Source organism: Serratia sp. JKS000199, assembly GCF_900215455.1.
Classification (GTDB): Bacteria; Pseudomonadota; Gammaproteobacteria; order Enterobacterales; family Enterobacteriaceae; genus Serratia; species Serratia ureilytica.
Window position 1 is genome coordinate 3178328 of record NZ_LT907843.1, and the last position, 18761, is coordinate 3197088.

General features: G+C 61.8%; 14 protein-coding genes. 4 read left to right on the forward strand and 10 right to left on the reverse strand.

Annotation, left to right across the window (positions count from 1 at the left end):
- Window positions 1–244: 244 nt before the first annotated feature.
- From glnB to purL, 6 genes are all read right to left on the reverse strand, one after another.
- Complete coding sequence (gene glnB / locus CPH57_RS15140; protein WP_004847623.1) at window positions 245–583, reverse strand: nitrogen regulatory protein P-II; 339 nt, start codon at window positions 581–583, stop codon at window positions 245–247.
- Between the two features lie 12 nt (window positions 584–595).
- Window positions 596–2218: an NAD+ synthase gene (locus CPH57_RS15145; protein WP_033644110.1), complete on the reverse strand. Its 1623-nt coding sequence runs from the start codon at window positions 2216–2218 to the stop codon at window positions 596–598.
- A 130-nt stretch (window positions 2219–2348) separates the two neighbouring features.
- On the reverse strand, window positions 2349–3689 hold the full coding sequence (gene glrR / locus CPH57_RS15150) for a two-component system response regulator GlrR (RefSeq protein WP_033644111.1): 1341 nt from the start codon (window positions 3687–3689) through the stop codon (window positions 2349–2351).
- Window positions 3686–4558 carry a two-component system QseEF-associated lipoprotein QseG gene (gene qseG, locus CPH57_RS15155; RefSeq protein WP_096242497.1) on the reverse strand — a complete coding sequence of 291 codons (873 nt, stop codon included), beginning with the start codon at window positions 4556–4558 and terminating at the stop codon, window positions 3686–3688. Before qseG ends, glrR begins: the two co-directional genes overlap by 4 nt.
- Window positions 4559–4561: 3 nt before the next feature.
- Window positions 4562–5998 carry a HAMP domain-containing sensor histidine kinase gene (locus CPH57_RS15160; RefSeq protein WP_033644112.1) on the reverse strand — a complete coding sequence of 479 codons (1437 nt, stop codon included), beginning with the start codon at window positions 5996–5998 and terminating at the stop codon, window positions 4562–4564.
- An 887-nt stretch (window positions 5999–6885) separates the two neighbouring features.
- On the reverse strand, window positions 6886–10779 hold the full coding sequence (purL, locus tag CPH57_RS15165) for a phosphoribosylformylglycinamidine synthase (RefSeq protein ID WP_172428024.1): 3894 nt from the start codon (window positions 10777–10779) through the stop codon (window positions 6886–6888).
- A 275-nt stretch (window positions 10780–11054) separates the two neighbouring features.
- Here purL and mltF point away from each other — a divergent pair, with 275 nt between their 5' ends.
- Window positions 11055–12515 (forward strand): membrane-bound lytic murein transglycosylase MltF, encoded by a 1461-nt coding sequence (mltF, locus tag CPH57_RS15170; protein WP_033644113.1) that lies wholly within the window; start codon window positions 11055–11057, stop codon window positions 12513–12515.
- On the opposite strand, the gene tadA is transcribed toward mltF, so the two are convergent.
- Window positions 12516–13022 (reverse strand): tRNA adenosine(34) deaminase TadA, encoded by a 507-nt coding sequence (tadA, locus tag CPH57_RS15175; protein WP_033644114.1) that lies wholly within the window; start codon window positions 13020–13022, stop codon window positions 12516–12518.
- A 117-nt stretch (window positions 13023–13139) separates the two neighbouring features.
- Between tadA and CPH57_RS15180 the strand changes: the two genes are divergently transcribed.
- Entirely contained in the window at window positions 13140–14192 is a 1053-nt protein-coding gene (locus CPH57_RS15180) for a DUF2157 domain-containing protein (protein WP_096242498.1), read from the forward strand.
- A gap of 45 nt (window positions 14193–14237) precedes the next feature.
- Here CPH57_RS15180 and yfhb read toward each other — a convergent pair whose 3' ends face one another.
- From yfhb to murQ, 3 genes are read right to left on the reverse strand one after another with little or no spacing between them, the layout of a single operon-like run.
- Window positions 14238–14894, reverse strand: coding sequence for a phosphatidylglycerophosphatase C (gene yfhb, locus CPH57_RS15185; RefSeq protein WP_070914447.1), 657 nt, complete (start codon window positions 14892–14894; stop codon window positions 14238–14240).
- A gap of 3 nt (window positions 14895–14897) precedes the next feature.
- Window positions 14898–16259 carry a PTS transporter subunit EIIC gene (locus tag CPH57_RS15190; protein WP_096242499.1) on the reverse strand — a complete coding sequence of 454 codons (1362 nt, stop codon included), beginning with the start codon at window positions 16257–16259 and terminating at the stop codon, window positions 14898–14900.
- A gap of 18 nt (window positions 16260–16277) precedes the next feature.
- Entirely contained in the window at window positions 16278–17171 is an 894-nt protein-coding gene (gene murQ / locus CPH57_RS15195) for an N-acetylmuramic acid 6-phosphate etherase (protein ID WP_069100119.1), read from the reverse strand.
- Between the two features lie 167 nt (window positions 17172–17338).
- On the opposite strand from murQ, the gene CPH57_RS15200 reads away from it, so the two are divergent.
- Together CPH57_RS15200 and CPH57_RS15205 are read left to right on the forward strand one after the other, a co-directional pair.
- Entirely contained in the window at window positions 17339–18187 is an 849-nt protein-coding gene (locus CPH57_RS15200) for a MurR/RpiR family transcriptional regulator (RefSeq protein WP_033644119.1), read from the forward strand.
- A 300-nt stretch (window positions 18188–18487) separates the two neighbouring features.
- Window positions 18488–18727, forward strand: a complete 240-nt coding sequence (locus CPH57_RS15205; protein ID WP_096242500.1) for a hypothetical protein — start codon at window positions 18488–18490, stop codon at window positions 18725–18727.
- The last annotated feature ends 34 nt before the right edge of the window (window positions 18728–18761 follow it).

An 18761-nucleotide genomic window follows, 5' to 3' on the forward strand; every position in this document is an offset into this window, starting at 1 on the left:
TGCCGCCTAGCCGCAACTTGAAATTCATTGGGGATCACCTTAATCAAAATAGTTACGTTGATTGTAGATCTCGCGAGAGAAGCGATCGGGAAAAGTATCAAAAACGCGATAGCGTTCGCTTTTTTAGAATGCCGACAGGCAAAAATGGGGGGAACAATGAGGCGAAGAAGTGCGATGTGCGGGGGGACAGAAATGACAAGGGCGCAGCAAGCTGCGCCCTGATGACCGATGATCCTGCGGAGGATCAGATCGCTTCTTCGTCCTGCTCGCCGGTACGGATGCGCACCACGCGCGCCACGTCGAAGACGAAGATCTTGCCGTCACCGATCTTGCCGGTCTGCGCCGTCTGCATGATGGTTTCTACGCAGGTGTCGACGATGTCGTCGGCAACCACGATCTCTATCTTCACCTTCGGCAGAAAGTCGACCATGTACTCGGCGCCGCGGTACAGCTCGGTGTGGCCCTTCTGGCGGCCGAAGCCTTTGACTTCGGTGACCGTCATGCCGGTGATGCCCACTTCGGCCAGCGCTTCGCGGACGTCATCCAGTTTGAACGGCTTGATAATCGCGTCGATCTTTTTCATCTTCTTTCCTTATTACCAATTTTTGCGGCCAAAACCGGATGTGATGGGATAACGGCGGTCTTTGCCGAAGTTACGGGCGGTGATGCGCGGCCCGACGGCGGCCTGACGCCGCTTGTATTCGTTGATGTCCACCAGGCGGATCACCTTGCGCACGATCGCTTCGTCGAAGCCTTCGGCCACCAGATCGGCGACCGACTTGTCGCGCTCAACGTAGCCTTCCAGGATCGCATCCAGGATATCGTACGGCGGCAGGCTGTCCTGATCGACCTGATCCGGCGCCAGCTCGGCGGACGGCGGACGATCGATCACCCGCTGCGGGATCACGTAGGAGACGGTGTTGCGGTATTCGGACAGCTTGAACACCAGCGTTTTCGGCACGTCCTTCAGCACGTCGAAACCGCCGGCCATATCGCCGTACAGCGTGGCATAACCCACCGCCATTTCGCTCTTGTTGCCGGTGGTCAGCACGATGCTGCGGCGTTTGTTGGACAGCGCCATCAGCACCACCCCGCGGCAACGCGCCTGCAGGTTTTCTTCGGTGGTGTCGCGCTCGGTGCCGGCGAACATCGGCGACAGCTGGCCCATAAAGGCGTCGAACATCGGTTCGATGGAGACGATATCGAACTCCACGCCGAGGATTTCCGCTTCTTCCTTGGCGTCGGCGATGCTGATATCCGCGGTATAGCGGAACGGCATCATCAGCGCCTGCACCTTGTCTTTACCTAACGCATCCACGGCGATCGCCAGCGTCAGCGCCGAGTCGATGCCGCCGGACAGCCCCAGCACCGCGCCTTTGAAACCGTTCTTGGTCACGTAGTCGCGCACCGCCAACACCAGCGCCTGATACACCTGCGCCAGCTGCGGCAGTTCGGCGGCCGGATCGGCCATCGGCACCACGTCCAGCTCGTTGAATTCCAGGCGAGTGACCTGCTCGTCGAAGGCCGCCAGACGGTGGGTCATGGTGCCGGCGGCGTCGAAGACCTTGGAGCAGCCGTCGAAAATCAGCTCATCCTGGCCGCCGACCTGGTTGAGGTACACCAGCGGCAGCTGGGTGCGCTGGCAGTGGCCGGCCATCAGCGTTTTGCGGATATACGGTTTTTCGCGGTTATACGGCGAGGCGTTGATCGACAGGATAATCTCCGCGCCGGCGGCCTTGGCGGCGTCGATCGGCTCCGGGAACCACAGATCTTCGCAAATCAGCAGCCCCAGACGGTAGCCTTTCAGTTCCACCACGCAGGTGTCGTTGCCGGCGTGGAAATAGCGCTTCTCATCGAACACGCCGTAGTTCGGCAACTGCTGTTTGAAGTAGCGGGTCAGCAGGCGGCCTTCGGCAAACAGCGACAGCGCGTTGTACAGCTTGTCGCCTTCGCGCCACGGGTGGCCGACCAGGATCGCCGTCTCGGCGGAAGCCTGCTGCAGGCGCAGCAGCTGCGCATCACAGCGCTGATAGAAATCATTGCGGTACAACAGGTCTTCCGGCGGGTAGCCGGACAGCGCCAGTTCGGTGAACATGACCAGATCGGCTCCCGCCTTCTGCTGCTCCTGCACGATTTGCAACATGCGTTCGGTGTTGCCTTCAATGTCGCCGACCAGCAGGTTCAGCTGGGCCAGGGCGATGGAAAGTGATCTGCTCATTTGTGTACGATCCCGCTTAATACGTTCCATGGTGCTCTACGCCGGGGCGCGCCGCGGCAAAGAGAACGGAGTGTAAATCATTCCGCCGGATTTGTTGAGAACCTGCGTGGCAGGCGCCGGCGGGAATCTGTCATTCTTTGAAATCGTTGGCGTCCAGCTCGTGGCGCGACAGCAATTTGTAAAACTCGGTGCGGTTGCGGCCCGCCATGCGCGCGGCCTGGGTCACGTTGCCCTTGGTGATCTGCAGCAGTTTGCGCAGATAGTGCAACTCAAACTGGTTGCGCGCTTCGGCGAAAGTCGGCAGCGCGGTGTTTTCCCCTTCCAGCGCCTGTTCCACTAGCGCCTCGCTGATCACCGGCGCCGAAGTCAGCGCCACGCACTGCTCGATGACGTTGACCAACTGACGCACGTTGCCCGGCCAGCTGGCGGTCATCAGCCGCTTCATGGCGTCGGTCGAGAAGCTGCGCACGAACGGCTTGTGCCGCTGAGCCGCTTCGCGCAACAGGTGATTGGCCAGCAGCGGAATGTCTTCGGCACGCTCGTTGAGCGCCGGGATCTTCAGATTCACCACGTTGAGGCGATAGTAGAGATCTTCGCGGAACTCGTTCTTCGCCATCGCCTTTTGCAGATCGCGGTGGGTGGCGGAGATAATGCGCACGTCGATGTCCAGATCGCGGTTGCTGCCCAGCGGCCGCACCTTGCGCTCCTGCAGCACGCGCAGCAGTTTCACCTGCAGCGACAGCGGCATGTCGCCTATCTCGTCGAGGAACAGCGTGCCGCCCGCCGCCGCCTGGAACAGCCCCTCGCGGCTGCTGACCGCGCCGGTGAAGGCGCCCTTGGCGTGGCCGAACAGTTCGGACTCCAGCAGTTGCTCCGGCAGCGCCCCGCAGTTGATGGCGATGAACGCCTTGCCCGCGCGCGGGCTGGCGGCGTGGATCGCCTGCGCCAACACCTCTTTGCCGGTGCCGCTCTGGCCGTTGATCAACACGCTGACGTCGGACTGGGCCACCATTTTCACCTGCTCCAGCAGCCGCAGCATCAACGGGCTGCGGGTGACGATGTCTTCGCGCCAGGCGTCGTCACCCGCGGGGGAGGCCGACAGCGACAGCGCCTCGTCGATGGCCTTATAGAGCGCATCGCGATCCACCGGTTTGGTGAGGAAGCTGAACACCCCCTGCTGGGTGGCGGCCACCGCATCGGGAATCGAACCGTGCGCGGTAAGAATGATCACCGGCATGCCCGGCTGATGCTTTTGGATTTCGGCGAACAGCGCCATGCCGTCCATCTCATCCATGCGCAGATCGCTGATCACCAGATCGATCTGTTCGCGCGCCAACAGGCGCAGCGCTTCCTGGCCGCTTTCGGCGGTGGTGACGTGAAAACCTTCGCTGGTCAGGCGCATGCCCAGCAGCTTCAGCAGGCTGGGATCGTCGTCAACCAATAACAGGTTGGCCGGTTTGCGTGCGGTCATTGCGCGTGGGACTCCTTATTGGCGGGGTGCGGCGTATAGGTGTCTTCCGGTTCAACCGGCAGCGCGGTGCCTTTTTCCGGTTCGTCCTGCGTTTCAGCGCCTTTGGCGGCCGCGCCGCTTTTACCGGCGGCTTCGCCCTTCTGCTGGCCCGCGCCGTTTTCCGGGATTTCCCCTTGCAGCTGCTTGCGCGATGAGAGCTGGCGTTCGATATCGGTCAGGTTTTCCAGCTTGCGCGAGGTGTCCTGCAGCTGCGACTGCAGGCGCGCCTGATTCTGGCGCAGCGAATCGATCTGGCTGTCGCTGCTCTCCTGCAGATGCTGATAACGCGCTCTCTCATCGAACAACGTGATCTGCAGCATCTGCTGCTGGCGCCACAGCTGCGTCAACGGACGTAGCGAACCGGGGAACTCCATCCGGTAACTGTTGATCCTGTCGAGCATCTGGCGGCGTTCACCGGAGGTCGGCTGTGCGCTCCCCAGCAGGATGCTCTGTTTGAAAACGCCGGACCAGCTGTCGCCCGGCACCGTTTTCGCCAGCGCACGCGCCTGGGTCGAGCCGATGCGATCGGCGCAGTCCATCGCGCGCAGCCAGTAGAGCGCGTTATCCAGCGCGTCCTTGTCGTCCAATTGCCACAGGGTATCGCAAGCCGCGGTGCGGTAATCGATCACCTTGGTATCCGGGATCGCCTCTTGCTGCTGAGCGCTCAATCCGCCGCTGACGGCGCGATCGACGCAGCCCGCCAGCAACAGCGGCATAAAGAAAACGGCGCCCAGCCAGGTGATCGGGCGTTTGCCGAGCGGCGCTCTGTGCGTGGCACGCGGTGAACGTTCGGTCTGTGAAAGACGAAGGCGTTTAGACCATGTGTACATTATTTATTCATTCTCGGCGGTTAACGGCAGTTCAATGCGGAAGCAGACGTCTGCACCGGCGACCGTCGCCAGTTGCAGCTCACCGCGCATGCGACGGATACAGTCCTGAGCGATGCTCAACCCCAGTCCGCTTCCTTTTACCGCCCCTTTTCGCTGGTGACTACCCTGGAAAAAAGGCTCGAAAATCATGGCTCTTTCAGCCTCGGGGATCGGCGTGCCGGTATTGGCGACGTCGATTTGCACCCGTTGTCCAACCTGACGGCTGCGGATCCAAATGTTACCGGATTCCTTGCCGTAGTGCACCGCATTGGAGTAGAGATTATCCAGCACGCGCATTAATAGCGTAGGCTCTGCCCAGCAGATTTCCGCTTCCAGCGCGATTTCGGTGGAAATCATCTTCGCCCGCGCCGGCAAACTGTGCGCGGCGACCACCAAATCGACCATCTCGCGCAGCTCGACGTTCTCGTGCTCCGCCGGGCCATCGGCCAGTTTGCGGTTGTAATCCAGCAGTTGTTCAATCAGCTGCTGCAGGTGGCGGCTGCTGTTGTCGAGGATCGTCACCACCTCTTTCTGGTCGGAAGTCAGCGGCCCCGCCACCTCGTCGGCCAGCAGTTCGGTGCCTTCGCGCATGCTGGCCAGCGGCGTTTTCAATTCGTGCGAGATATGGCGCAGGAACTCGTGGCGCTGCGACTCCAGCCACGCCAGCCGTTCGCTCAGCCAGATGATGCGCTGCGCCAGCGAACGCAGCTCGCGCGGCCCTTTGAACGATGCGGTGCTGCCCAACGCGCGCCCTTCCCCCAGGCGGTTGATCATCCGCTCCACGGCCTTGACCGGCCCGATGATCATGCGGGTGAACAGCACCACCAGCAGCACGCTGACCAGGAACAGCAGCAGCGCCTGCCAGCCGAAGAACTGGCCGCGCTCGGCGATGGCCTGCTGCAGCTGCTGGCCGCGCGAGAACACCACCGCGCGCGTGGCCTGCACCATTTCGGCATTGGAGCGCGAGAACGACTCGAGCAAGGCGGAGGCTTCTTGGTCCGGCCCGCTGTTATGGCACTTGATCGCCGCCAGCTGGGTCAGCAACTGACGCAACGTTTGGTAGTAGCGCTCGTCCGGCAGAATCGGCGCGTGGGCGTCCAGCATCTGCGAATACTGCTTGCGCTGATTTTGGTACAGCTTCTGCAGCGTGGGCTCAACCAGCACGCAGTACTGACGATAGCTGCGCTCCATCTCCAGCGCCACGCTGGTCATCGCCTCGCTGCGCCGCGCGTCCACCAGCGTGGTGCGGTTGATGTCCGCCGCCTGCGCGCTCAGGTGATCCAGACTCTGGTAGGCCTGATAGGCCAGCACCAACAGCGGCAGCAGCACCAACAGGAACGCCAGCAGCACCAATTGCCGCAGCGAACGGGGGAATAAACGCCATTTTTTCAACGAAATCATCTCATTCTCTCAGGCCTGTCACGATGCTAACTGACTCGCCGGAAAGAGAAAAGCCCGGCAAGGGAGAATCCTGAACGCACAAGGAAAAAGCCGCGGGATCGGTGAACCGCGCCGATAAGGTTGGCCTGCCAATGACATACGGTCCCGGTAACAAAAACCGGTACGAAAGCGAGAGTGTGGGAATAGCGTCTGCGTTCGAGGGCATAGGCAACGAAACAGGGGTAAGCGCAGCGTTGAGAATTGACGCCGGGGCAATAAGCTTGCCCCGCCGCAAGGAAAGTGTGGATGCCCTTGAACCTCGTCCCCAGGGTGATGTAGCGCAGCGGCTGGCATCGAACAGGACGAATAGCATCCGTAAGTATCCAGGATTGATGAACCCTTCATCACAGTTGGATACAGGCGGTGCCTCACTCCACGTGTCGCCCGATGCTTGATAAAGCCGCTTGCGCGGTCTGTTATCGGTTTGGTTGGACGATAGGCACCATTTCTTTGGCATCATTCGGAGGCTTATGAGGTAATTTGCCGTCTAATTACGGCACCGTCATAAAAAGGTGAATGAGCAGCCGCCGAGAATAATGCACGTTACGTGCCAACTTTGCAACAAAAATCATAACATAATGATTTTATTTGATAATAAATAAAAAAAGGTAAATCCATGCACCCAATCAGCACCAATGCACGATGAAAAAAACACCACCCTGTCGCCAAACGCCGACAACTAAAGTCAAACCTGTTTACCGACAATAAAATCAATGGGTTAAATGTCTCCATTTAGCGACAAGCAAACCAGCGCTTGTCGCTAAATGCAGACACTGCCGCCAATCGCCGAGTGCCGGCCATAAAAAAGGGCGCAATTACTTGCGCCCTCTGTACGGTGGTGGCCGTTTTTAGCCCAGTTGCTTACGGGCGTTGCGGAACATGCGCATCCACGGGCTATCCTCGCCCCACTCTTCCGGGTGCCAGGAGTTGCTGACGGTGCGGAACACGCGTTCCGGGTGCGGCATCATCACCGTTGCGCGCCCGTTGGCGCTGGTCACGGCGGTGATGCCATTCGGCGAACCGTTCGGGTTAGCCGGGTAAGCTTCCGTGACCTGACCGGCGTTGTTGACGAAACGCAGCGCCACCAGGCCGTGGCTTTCCAACGCCGCCAGATGCGCCGCATCGCGCACTTCGACATGCCCTTCGCCATGGGAAACGGCGATCGGCATGCGCGAGCCGGTCATGCCCTGCATGAACAGCGACGGGCTGGCCGCCACTTCCACCAGGCTGAAGCGCGCCTCGAAGCGATCCGACAGGTTGCGCACGAAGCGCGGCCAGTGTTCGGCGCCCGGGATCAGCTCACGCAGGTTGGACATCATCTGGCAGCCGTTGCACACGCCCAGCGCCAGCGTCTGCGGACGGTGGAAGAACGCCTCGAACTCGTCGCGCACCCGCTCGTTGAACAGGATAGACTTCGCCCAGCCTTCGCCGGCGCCCAGAACGTCGCCGTAAGAGAAGCCGCCGCAGGCCACCAGCGTGTGGAAGTCCTGCAGATCGCGACGCCCGGCCAGCAGATCGCTCATGTGCACGTCCACGGCGTCAAAGCCGGCGCGGTGGAACGCCGCCGCCATTTCAACGTGGGAGTTCACCCCCTGCTCGCGCAGCACCGCCACTTTCGGGCGAGCGCCCTTGGCGATGTACGGCGCAGCGATGTCTTCCTCGGGTGCGAAGGTCAGCTTCACGTTCAGGCCGGGATCTTGTTCATCCTGCTTGGCCTGATGTTCCTGATCGGCGCACGCCGGGTTGTCGCGCAGACGCTGCATCTGCCAGGTCGTTTCCGCCCACCAGGTGCGCAGGGTATTGCGGCTTTCGCTGTACAACGCTTTGCCGTGCTGATTGATGACGAAACGATCGCCGGCCTGTACGCTGCCGATGTGATGCACGTTGTCGGTCAGACCGTGCTGCGCGAACGCCCGCTTCACGTCGTCGAGACGTTCGGCGCTCACCTGGATCACCGCGCCCAGCTCTTCGTTGAACAGCACCGCCAGCGCATCGTCGCCGAGGCCATCGAGGTTAACCTCTACGCCGCAGTGACCGGCGAAGGCCATCTCCGCCAGCGTCACCAGCAGGCCGCCGTCAGCGCGGTCGTGATAAGCCAGCAGCGCGCGATCGGCCACCAGCTGCTGCATGGCGTTGAAGAAGCCCGCCAGCTGCGCGACATCGCGCACGTCGGCCGGTTTGTCGCCCAGTTGGCGATAAACCTGCGCCAGCGCGGTAGCACCCAGCGCGTTATGGCCGTTGCCCAGGTCGATCAACAGCAGCGCGCTGTCGCCCTTATCGGTGCGCAATTGCGGCGTCACGGTGTGGCGCACGTCTTCCACGCGGGCGAAGGCGGTGATGACCAGCGACAGCGGCGAGGTCATTTCACGCTGTTCATTGCCTTCCTGCCAGCGGGTTTTCATCGACATGGAGTCTTTGCCCACCGGAATGGTGATGCCCAGCGCCGGGCACAGCTCTTCGCCCACCGCTTTCACCGCTTCGTACAGGCCGGCGTCTTCACCCGGGTGGCCGGCGGCGGCCATCCAGTTGGCGGACAGCTTCACGCGCTTCAGGCTGCCGATTTCCGTGGCGGCCAGGTTGGTCAGCGCTTCCCCGACCGCCAGGCGGCCGGAGGCGGCGAAGTCCAGCAGCGCCACAGGCGCGCGTTCGCCGAGCGACATCGCTTCGCCATAATAGCTGTCCAGACTGGCGGTGGTGACCGCGCAGTCGGCTACCGGGATCTGCCACGGGCCGACCATTTGGTCGCGCGCCACCATGCCGGTGACGGTGCGGTCGCCGATGGTGATCAGGAAGGTTTTCTCCGCGACGGCCGGCAGATGCAGCACGCGCTTCACCGCGTCGGCCAGCGTGATGTTCTCACGCTGTACCGCCTGGCCCTGCGCCTGCAGACGGGTCACGTCGCGGGTCATCTTCGGCGTCTTGCCGAGCAGCACGTCCAGCGGCATGTCGATCGGCTGATTGTCGAAGTGACGATCGTTCAACGTCAGATGTTGCTCTTCGGTCGCTTCGCCGATCACCGCGTAAGGCGCGCGCTCGCGGCGGCAGATCTCGTCGAACTGCGCCATCTGCGCCGGGGCGATCGCCATCACGTAACGTTCCTGCGATTCGTTGCACCATACTTCCAGCGGGCTCATGCCCGGCTCGTCGTTGAGGATGTCGCGCAGTTCGAAACGGCCGCCGCGGCCGCCGTCGCTCACCAGCTCCGGCATGGCGTTGGACAGGCCGCCGGCGCCGACGTCATGGATAAACAGGATCGGGTTCTGGTCGCCCAGCTGCCAGCAGCGGTCGATCACTTCCTGACAGCGGCGTTCCATTTCCGGGTTGTCGCGCTGCACCGACGCGAAGTCCAAATCGGCATCGGACTGGCCGGACGCCATCGATGACGCCGCGCCGCCGCCCAGACCGATATTCATCGCCGGGCCGCCCAGCACCACCAGCTTGGCGCCGACGGTGATTTCCCCTTTCTGCACGTGATCGGCGCGGATGTTGCCGATACCGCCCGCCAGCATGATCGGTTTGTGGTAGCCGCGCAGCTCCACGCCGTTATGGCTGTTGACGCGCTCTTCATAGGTGCGGAAGTAGCCCAGCAGCGCCGGGCGACCGAATTCGTTGTTGAACGCCGCGCCGCCCAGCGGGCCTTCGGTCATGATGTCCAGCGCGGTGACAATGCGCTCCGGTTTGCCGAAGTCCTGCTCCCACGGCTGTTCAAAGCCGGGAATGCGCAGGTTGGACACCGAGAAGCCCACCAGGCCGGCCTTCGGCTTGGCGCCGCGGCCGGTGGCGCCTTCGTCGCGGATCTCGCCGCCGGAGCCGGTCGCGGCGCCCGGCCACGGCGAGATCGCCGTCGGGTGGTTGTGGGTTTCCACCTTCATCAGGATATGCGCGTCTTCCTGATGGTAATCGTACGTGCCGTTCTCCGGCGCGGCGAAGAAGCGGCCGACCTGCGAGCCTTCCATCACCGCGGCGTTGTCTTTATACGCCGACAGCACATAGTCCGGCGTCTGCTCATAGGTGTTCTTGATCATTTTGAACAGCGACTTGGGCTGCTGTTCGCCGTCGATGATCCAATCGGCATTGAAAATCTTGTGGCGGCAGTGCTCAGAGTTGGCCTGCGCAAACATATAGAGTTCGATATCCGTCGGGTTGCGCCCCAAACCGGTAAAGGCATTCAGCAGGTAATCGATCTCGTCCTGCGCCAGCGCCAGGCCGAGCCGGACGTTGGCCTGCTCCAGCGCGGCGCGCCCTGCGCCCAGCACGTCGACCGACTGATACGGCGCCGGCTGATGGTGCGCGAACAGCTGTTCAGCCTGTTGCAGCTCGCTGAAGACGGTTTCCATCATGCGATCGTGCAGCAGCGCGGCGAGCTGGTGCCACTGGGCTTCCGTCAGCTCAGGCGCCTTGACGTAGAACGCCAGACCGCGCTCCAGCCGCAGCACCTGTTGCAAACCGCAGTTGTGGGCGATGTCGGTGGCTTTGGAAGACCAGGGGGAAATGGTGCCCGGGCGCGGCGTGACCAGCAGCAGCCGGCCTTCGGGGGCGTGTTCGGCGAGAGAAGGACCGTACTTGAGCAAGCGCTGAAGTTTGGCGTGTTCTTCGGCACTTAGCGGTGCGCTAACATCGGCAAAGTGGACATACTCGGCGTAGATATCACTGACGGGCAAGTGGGCGTCCTGGCAGCGGGACAGCAGTTTGGTAATGCGAAAAGCCGATAAAGCGGGCGAACCACGCAGAATTTCCATAATCAAAGTTCTCTCGTCTTCGAAGCGACGGATAAGACGCTTCATTGGGCGCAACAGGGGAAAACGCGCGTCATTATAGAGAATCCTCGCCGCCGACGAAACCGTTTGCGTAGGGATTATTGATAAAAGCGCGCCGCACCGTCGAATTGTCATAACGTGTCAATAAAGTTGCACACTGGCGTTTTGTTGCGCAAAATGCCCCCCGCACTGGTGATTTAACCATGAGAAAAGTCGCGGTTGTCGTCGCCGGCGTACCTGTGCCACCACTGGATAACTATTTGAAACGTCTTAAAATAAACTACATCCTCATCGGCGTTGTCACCCTGCTTCTGGCTCTCGCGCTGTGGCCCAATATCACCTGGCGCAGCGGCCAGGGCGGGCAACTCCAGGAGATCATTTCCCGCGGCGAGTTGCGTATCAGCACGCTGAACTCACCGCTGACCTATTTCAACACCAAGCAAGGGCCGGGTGGGCTCGACTACGAACTGGCCAAGCGCTTCGCCAACTACCTCGGGGTAAAACTGGTGGTGATCCCCCATCAGAACATCAATGACCTGTTCGACGATCTGGACGACGACGACGCCGACCTGCTGGCGGCGGGCCTTATCTACAACCAGGAGCGCCTCAGCCGCGCGCGCACCGGCCCCGCCTACTACTCCGTTTCCCAACAGCTGGTGTACCGGCTGGGCACCCCGCGGCCAAAAGGCTTCGCCGACATCAAAGGCAAGCTGGCGGTCGCCTCCGGTTCCGCGCACGTCAGCACGCTAAAGCAGCTCAAACAGGATAAATACCCGGATCTCGCCTGGGAGTCCTCCAGCGATCTCACCTCCAAAGAGCTGCTGGAGCGGGTTGCCGACGGCAAGCTGGACTATACCCTCGGCGATTCGGTGACCATCGCGCTGCTGCAGCGCATCCATCCGCAGCTGGCGGTGGCGTTCGACGTCACCGACGAAGAGCCGGTCACCTGGTACCTCAAACGCGACGGCGATGACAGCCTGTACGCGGCGATGCTGGATTTCTACAGCCAGATGGTGGACGACGGCACCCTGGCGCGGCTGGAAGAGAAATACCTCGGCCACGTCGGCAGCTTCGACTACGTGGATACCAAAACCTTCCTGTCGGCCATCGACTCGGTGCTGCCCAACTTCCGCCCGCTGTTCGAGAAACACGCCAACGAGATCGACTGGAAGCTGCTGGCGGCCATCGCCTATCAGGAATCGCACTGGAATCCGCAGGCCACCTCCCCCACCGGCGTGCGCGGCCTGATGATGCTGACCCGCGCCACCGCCGACGGCCTGGGGGTCAACGATCGCCTCGATCCGGAAGAGAGCATTCAGGGTGGCGCCCTGTACCTGCAGCGGCTGATGGCCAAGGTGCCGGACAGCGTGCCGGAAGATGAGCGCATCTGGTTCTCGCTGGCGGCCTACAACATGGGCTGGGGCCATATGCTGGACGCGCGCAAGCTGACCAAAACGCAAAAAGGCAATCCGGACAGCTGGGTCGACGTCAAACAGCGCCTGCCGATGCTCAGCCAAAAGCGCTACTACCCGCAGCTGACCTATGGCTATGCGCGCGGGCGTGAAGCCTACAACTATGTAGAAAACATCCGCCGCTACCAGGTCAGCCTGGTGGGTTATCTGCAGGAAAAAGAGAGAAAGGCGGCGCAAGCGGCCGCCGAGCAGGAAGCGTTGGGAAAAGGCTATCCGACGGTGATGCCGGAACTGGCGCTCAACTACTGATTATTCCGGCTTATCCGCCGCCCGCTGCGCCAGCTTGAGCGCTTTTTTCTGTTCGCGGCGCAGGCGGAAGAAATTGCTCAGGGTGGCGGCGCATTCGTCCGCCAGCACGCCCGAGACGATCTCCACCTGATGATTCATGCCCGGATGGCGCAAAATATCCACCAGCGAACCGGCCGCGCCGGTTTTCTCGTCGGCGGCGCCGTACACCAACCGGCGGATGCGGCTGTGCACCATCGCGCCGGCGCACATCACGCAGGGTTCCAGCGTGACGTACAGCGTGGCGTTCAACAAGCGGTAGTTTTGCAGCACCGCGCCGCCCTGGCGCAGCGCCATGATCTCGGCGTGCGCGGTAGGATCGTGCCGGCCGATCGGCCGGTTCCAGCCCTCGCCGATCACCTGATTGTCCAGCACCAGCAGCGCACCCACCGGCACCTCGCCCTCTTCCTGCGCGCGCAGGGCCAGCTGCAATGCCTGACGCATCCAGTACTCATCGTTATATTCAGTCATCGCATAATTCCTCGTGCGCTTTTGCGGCGGGCATTATACACACTAGCCTCCCTTTGTCGTAGCCGCCCGCCAATGGCTATACTGGCCACATCAGCGTGTGATTCAGGGACAAGAAACATGAAACTCAGTAAAAAGAACGCCGTCGTGGTGCGCAAGGCGCTGGACGGCTGGGTTGGGGAAGGTGCCTTGACCCCCGAGCAACAACAGCAACTGCTGCTGCATGTGGACGTGCAGCCTTTCGACTGGCGACGGCTGGCGCGCTATGCGTTTCTCGCCGCGCTGGCCTCGTTGCTGATCGCCGTCACCAGCCTGTTCGCCGACAGCGCACTGCTTGAATGGCTGAGCGAACTGTTCCGCTTCGACGCGCCGGTGCGCATGGCGATCGCCGGCCTACTGGCGGCGCTGGCCTACGTCTGGGCGCTGCGTCGTCGTCAACGCCACCCGGAAAAACGCTACGGCAATGAGGCGGCGCTGTTTGTCGCCGTGTTGCTCACCGCCTGCGCCTTATGGCAACTGGGCGTCTGGCTGGATAACGGCAGCGGGCGGGTTTCCGTGCTGCTGCTGGTCGCCGCGCTGCTGTACGGCGCGATCGGCTGGTTCAGCCGCTCCGGGCTGGTGTGGTGGTTCGCCTTGCTGTCGCTCGGCAATGCCTTCGGTGCCGAGACCGGCTACCTGTCCGGCTGGGGCGCCTACTGGCTCGGCATGAGCTACCCGATTCGCTTTATCGCCTTCGGCGCGGTGCTGATTGCCGCCGCATTGCTGCTGCGGCCGCTATTGGCGCAGCGCGGCCTGCAGCGGGTGTCGCTGGCGATGGGCCTGCTGTACCTGTTCATCGCGCTGTGGCTGCTGTCCATCTTCGGCAACTATGGCGATCTCGACAGCTGGTACCGCGTGCGCCAAATTGAGCTGTTCCACTGGAGCCTGCTGTTCGGGCTAGCCGCCCTCGCCGCCATCTGGCTGGGGTTGAAGCATGACGACGCCATGCTGCGCGGCTTCGGGCTGACCTTCCTCGGCATCAACCTCTATACCCGCCTGTTCGAATTTTTCTGGGACAGCATGCCGAAGGCGATTTTCTTCGTGCTGCTTGGCCTGAGCCTGTGGGCGCTGGGGCATTATGCGGAGAAGATCTGGCAGCTCGGGCGCAAACCGCACGACGTAACCGACGACTGAACGCGGCAGCGATAACAGCAAAGGGCGGAATCTTCCGCCCTTGGTTTATTCCAGCTGCTGCAGCTCGCCCTGCTTGCTTACCCGCCAGCGGTGCTCACAAAAGAACAGCAGCGGATTATCCTGCTTGCTGTCGCTGTAACCGCTGTACAGCTTCAGCGGCACACCGAGCCGCTGCTCGAGCTGCACCACTTTCTGCGCCCCCAGGCAGCGCAGGGTCAAGACCCAGCCGCCGCAGCGGCGCGTGATGCGGCTGCCGATCAACCGTACCCGCGGCAGAAACGCCGAATCGCGATACACCTGCTCCACCAGCCGCTCCGGCGAGCCGGTAATCAGCCACACTTCGGCATCGTGCTCCTCCAGGTACTGCCGCAGCCGCATTTGCACCACCGGAAATGCGGTCACCTTCTGGCGAAAGGCCTCGATAAACTGCCGCTCCAGCGCCTTTAGCGTCGCTTCGGAACGCCCGAAGGTGATCGCCCACAGCAGCAGGCTCATCGGCCAACGCGCGGCGCGTCCCAGCAGCAGCAGCGCCAGACCGATCGGCAGCAGCAGCGGTATCACCAGCAACAGGTTCAGCGGTAAGCGGCGCAGCAGAAAACGCAAGAAACTGCCGAACATATCCTCCTGATGCAGGGTGCCGTCCAGATCGAAAAAGACCACGCGGCGCCCCTCTGCGGCCGGTTGTTGCTGCTTGTCGCTCAAACGCTACTCCTCGGGATCGTTGAACCCCATCATCCAGGTGAAGAGAAAACCGGCGATAATCGTAATCAGCATCCCCGCCAGATACAACATCACCTTACCTGAGACGATGGTCAACGCCAAAGGCAGCCCCGAAATGCCGAAGGTGATCACCGTCGCCACCTTCCAGTAGCTGATCAGCGCTCCGCCAACCGCACCGCCGAGGCAGGCGCCGATAAACGGCCGGCCCAGCGGCAGCGTCACCCCGAAGATCAGCGGCTCGCCGATGCCGAGAATGCCGACCGGCAACGCCCCTTTGATCACCTTCTTCAGCCGCGCGTTGCGGGTTTTCAACAGCACCGCCAGCGCCGCCCCCACCTGACCGACGCCGGCCATCGCCAGGATCGGCAACAGCGGGTTGGAACCGTGCGCCTGCACCAGCTCGACGTGGATCGGCACCAGCCCCTGGTGCAAGCCGGACAGCACCAGCGGCAGGAACAGCCCGGAGAGCAGCGCCCCGACAAGCAGCCCGCCCTTGTCGATCGCCAGATTGGCGCCGTGGGCGATGGCATCGGAAATGGCGCCGCCGATCGGCTGCAGGATCAGGATCGCCAACGAGGCAGTCACCAGCGTGGTTAGCAGCGGATTGAGGATCAGTTCGACCGACTCCGGCAGCAGCGTGCGCAGGCGTTTCTCCACCCAGCACATCAACGCCACCACCAGCAGTACGGCGATCACCCCGCCGCGCCCCGGCTGCAGCGCCTCGCCGAACAAGGTGATCTGCGCCAGCGCCGGGCTGGAGAGGATCCCGGCCATCACGCCGCCCATCGCCTGTGAGCCGCCGAACACCCGCGCGGCGTTCACCCCGACCAGAATGTTCATGATGGCGAACACCGCACTGCCGAAGATCGCCAGCAGCCCCAGCGCGTTCGGGTAGTCCACCGCCAGCTGGCCGGCGATGTCGGGCCGTTTCAGCAGGTTGATGATGCCAGTGATCAGGCCCGAGGCGATAAACGCCGGGATCAGCGGAATAAAAACGTCGGCCAGCTTTTTCAGCGCGCCGCTCATCGGCGCCGCGTATTTCTGTTTGGCCTGCGCCTTGGTGCGGGCGGCGTCACCAACGGCGGGCTGCGCGCTGCCGCTCAGCAAAGCGCGCATGGCGTCCACCACCTTGGCGGCGGCGCCTGGGCCGACGATAAACTGATGCTGTTCACCCTGCTTGATATAGCCCTTCACGCCGGGCAACTGCTTGAGGGCCGCCAGATCCAGACGCTGTTCGTCGCTGACCTCGACGCGCACCCGCGTCATGCAGTTCTCCAGTTTGAGGATATTGCCCTCGCCCCCCACGCCCGCCAGGATCTGTGTCGCCAATGCCGTTGTCTTGTCCATCGCCGCCCCCACCGTGAATTAACGCGCCAACGCCGCGCGCAGGTAGCCGTCGTGCCGCTGCAGCCGCTGCTGAGCCTCATCGGCGCTGACGCCGGCTAAAATCATCAGGATCGCCGGTTTGACCTCAAAGCCGGTCTGCGCCAGCGCCGCCTCCGCCTGAGCGCGTTCGGCGCCGGTGGCCTCCACCACGATGCGGCAGGCGCGATCCACCAGTTTGACGTTGGTGGCCTTCACGTCCACCATCAGGTTCTGGTAGACCTTGCCCAGCTTGACCATCGCGCCGGTCGACAGCATGTTGAGCACCAGCTTCTGCGCGGTGCCGGATTTCAGGCGCGTTGAACCGGTCAGCGCCTCCGGCCCCACCACCGGCGAGATCGCCACCTGCGCTTCGTGCGCGATCGGCGAATCCGGGTTGCAGGAGATGGCCGCCGTCGGGCAACCCAGCCCGCGCGCATAGCGCAGCGCGCCGATCACGTAAGGCGTGCGCCCCGAGGCCGCCAACCCCACCACCATATCGACGGCGGTCAGGTTCAGCGCCCGGAGGTCGGCCTCGCCCAGGGCTGCGTCATCTTCCGCCCCTTCCACCGCTTTGAACAGCGCACCCGGCCCGCCGGCGATTAGCCCCACCACCACACCGTGCGGCACGCCGAAGGTCGGCGGGCACTCGGAGGCATCCAATACGCCCAGGCGCCCGCTGGTGCCGGCGCCCAAATAAATCAGCCGCCCGCCGGCCTTCAGCGCCACCGCGGCCAAATCGACCGCCTGCGCGATCGCCGGCAGCACCTTTTCAATCGCCTCCGGCACCTTGCGATCTTCCTGGTTAAAGCAGCGGACCATGTCCAGCGTCGACATCTCATCCAGCCCCATGGTGGCCGGGTTGCGGGTTTCCGATACCAGTGCGCCTAAGTTCATCTGTTCACCTTTGAATTTTTAATTCACAAAATTAAATCAATATTTGAATATTTTATTCAACAAAGCGAGCGCTATTTGCTATTTTAACGACGAGCTCACAAAAATTTTCACCGCGCGTTTTCGCTGCCTGCGTGGCAAAATGGCCGCTGGTTTCCAGGGAAAGATCAATGAGTACCCTTCTGCGCATTCGCCAGATGTATCCGACACTGGCGCAAAACGACCGCAAGCTGGCGGATTTTTTGCTGAACAATGCCGAACAGGCGCGCCATCTCAGCTCGCAAAAGCTGGCCCAGCTGGCCGGCGTCAGCCAGTCGAGCGTGGTGAAGTTCGCCCAAAAGCTGGGCTATAAAGGTTTCCCGGCGCTGAAGCTGGCGCTGAGCGAGACGCTGGCCCAGCCGCAGGCCGAACCGGTAGTGACCGTTCATAACCACATTCTCAGCAGCGACACGCTGAAAACCGTCGGTGAAAAGCTGTTGGCGGAAAAGCAGGCGGCGCTGCGCGCGACGCTGGACATCAACAGCGAAGAACGGCTGCATCAGGCGCTGGACATGCTGCGCCAGGCGCGCCGGGTGATGCTGATCGGCATCGGCGCCTCCGGGCTGGTGGCCAAGGATTTTTCCTTCAAGCTGCTGAAAATCGGGGTGATGGCGGTGGCCGAAGCGGATATGCACGTTCAACTGGCGGCGGTGCAGGCGCTGGACAAACGCGATCTGCTGGTGGCGATCTCCTTCAGCGGCGAGCGGCGTGAAATCAATCTGGCGGCGGAAGAAGCGCGCCAGGCCGGCGCCAGGGTGCTGGCGCTGACCAGCTTCTCGCCCAACGGCCTGCAGCAACGCGCCGATCACTGCCTCTATACCATCGCCGAAGAGCCCCGCACCCGCAGCGCGGCCATCTCTTCCAGCACCGCCCAGTACGCTCTCACCGACCTGCTGTTTATGGCGCTGATCCAGCACGACCTCGATCATGCCCGCGACCGTATCAGGCACAGCGAACAATTGATGAAAAAGTTGGTTTAACCGGTATAATCGCCGCTGCGAAAAATACCCCTGTTAATAATGAGAGATACGTCATGGCCCTGCTAATCACACGCAAATGCATCAACTGCGACATGTGCGTACATTGATTTATTTTTCATGGTAATCAGCAGATTATGATTGCGTGTTATAGTTTGCGTTCCTTCACCTCACCGCCTGAACCTAGCCTAAATTTCTCCCCGCAACACAAAATCGTCTGATTATTGTCTTAGCCGACTTGCTAAAGCTCATGGGTCAGCCAGATAATACTGTATGTATAAACAGACATGATGGATGAAATTTATGGGTAGCATTACACTCGCCGGGCGGCAGATTTTCGTTCTCAATGAGAATGACAGGTACCCAGAGCTACAGCAAAACAGCCCACCTTTTTTCGCAATCCGCGAAGATGAAGAAGGTCAACACTGGCTTTATGTTTTACATAAGGGAGGCTGGCCGCTCGTATCAAATGTGCCGTTTCAGACTCAAGGTAAAGCCGTTGATGCGGCCATAGCGTTTAATTTTGATGTGCTTTACAAGTGATAGGTGCTGCCCCTGCCGATGTTCAACCGTCCGA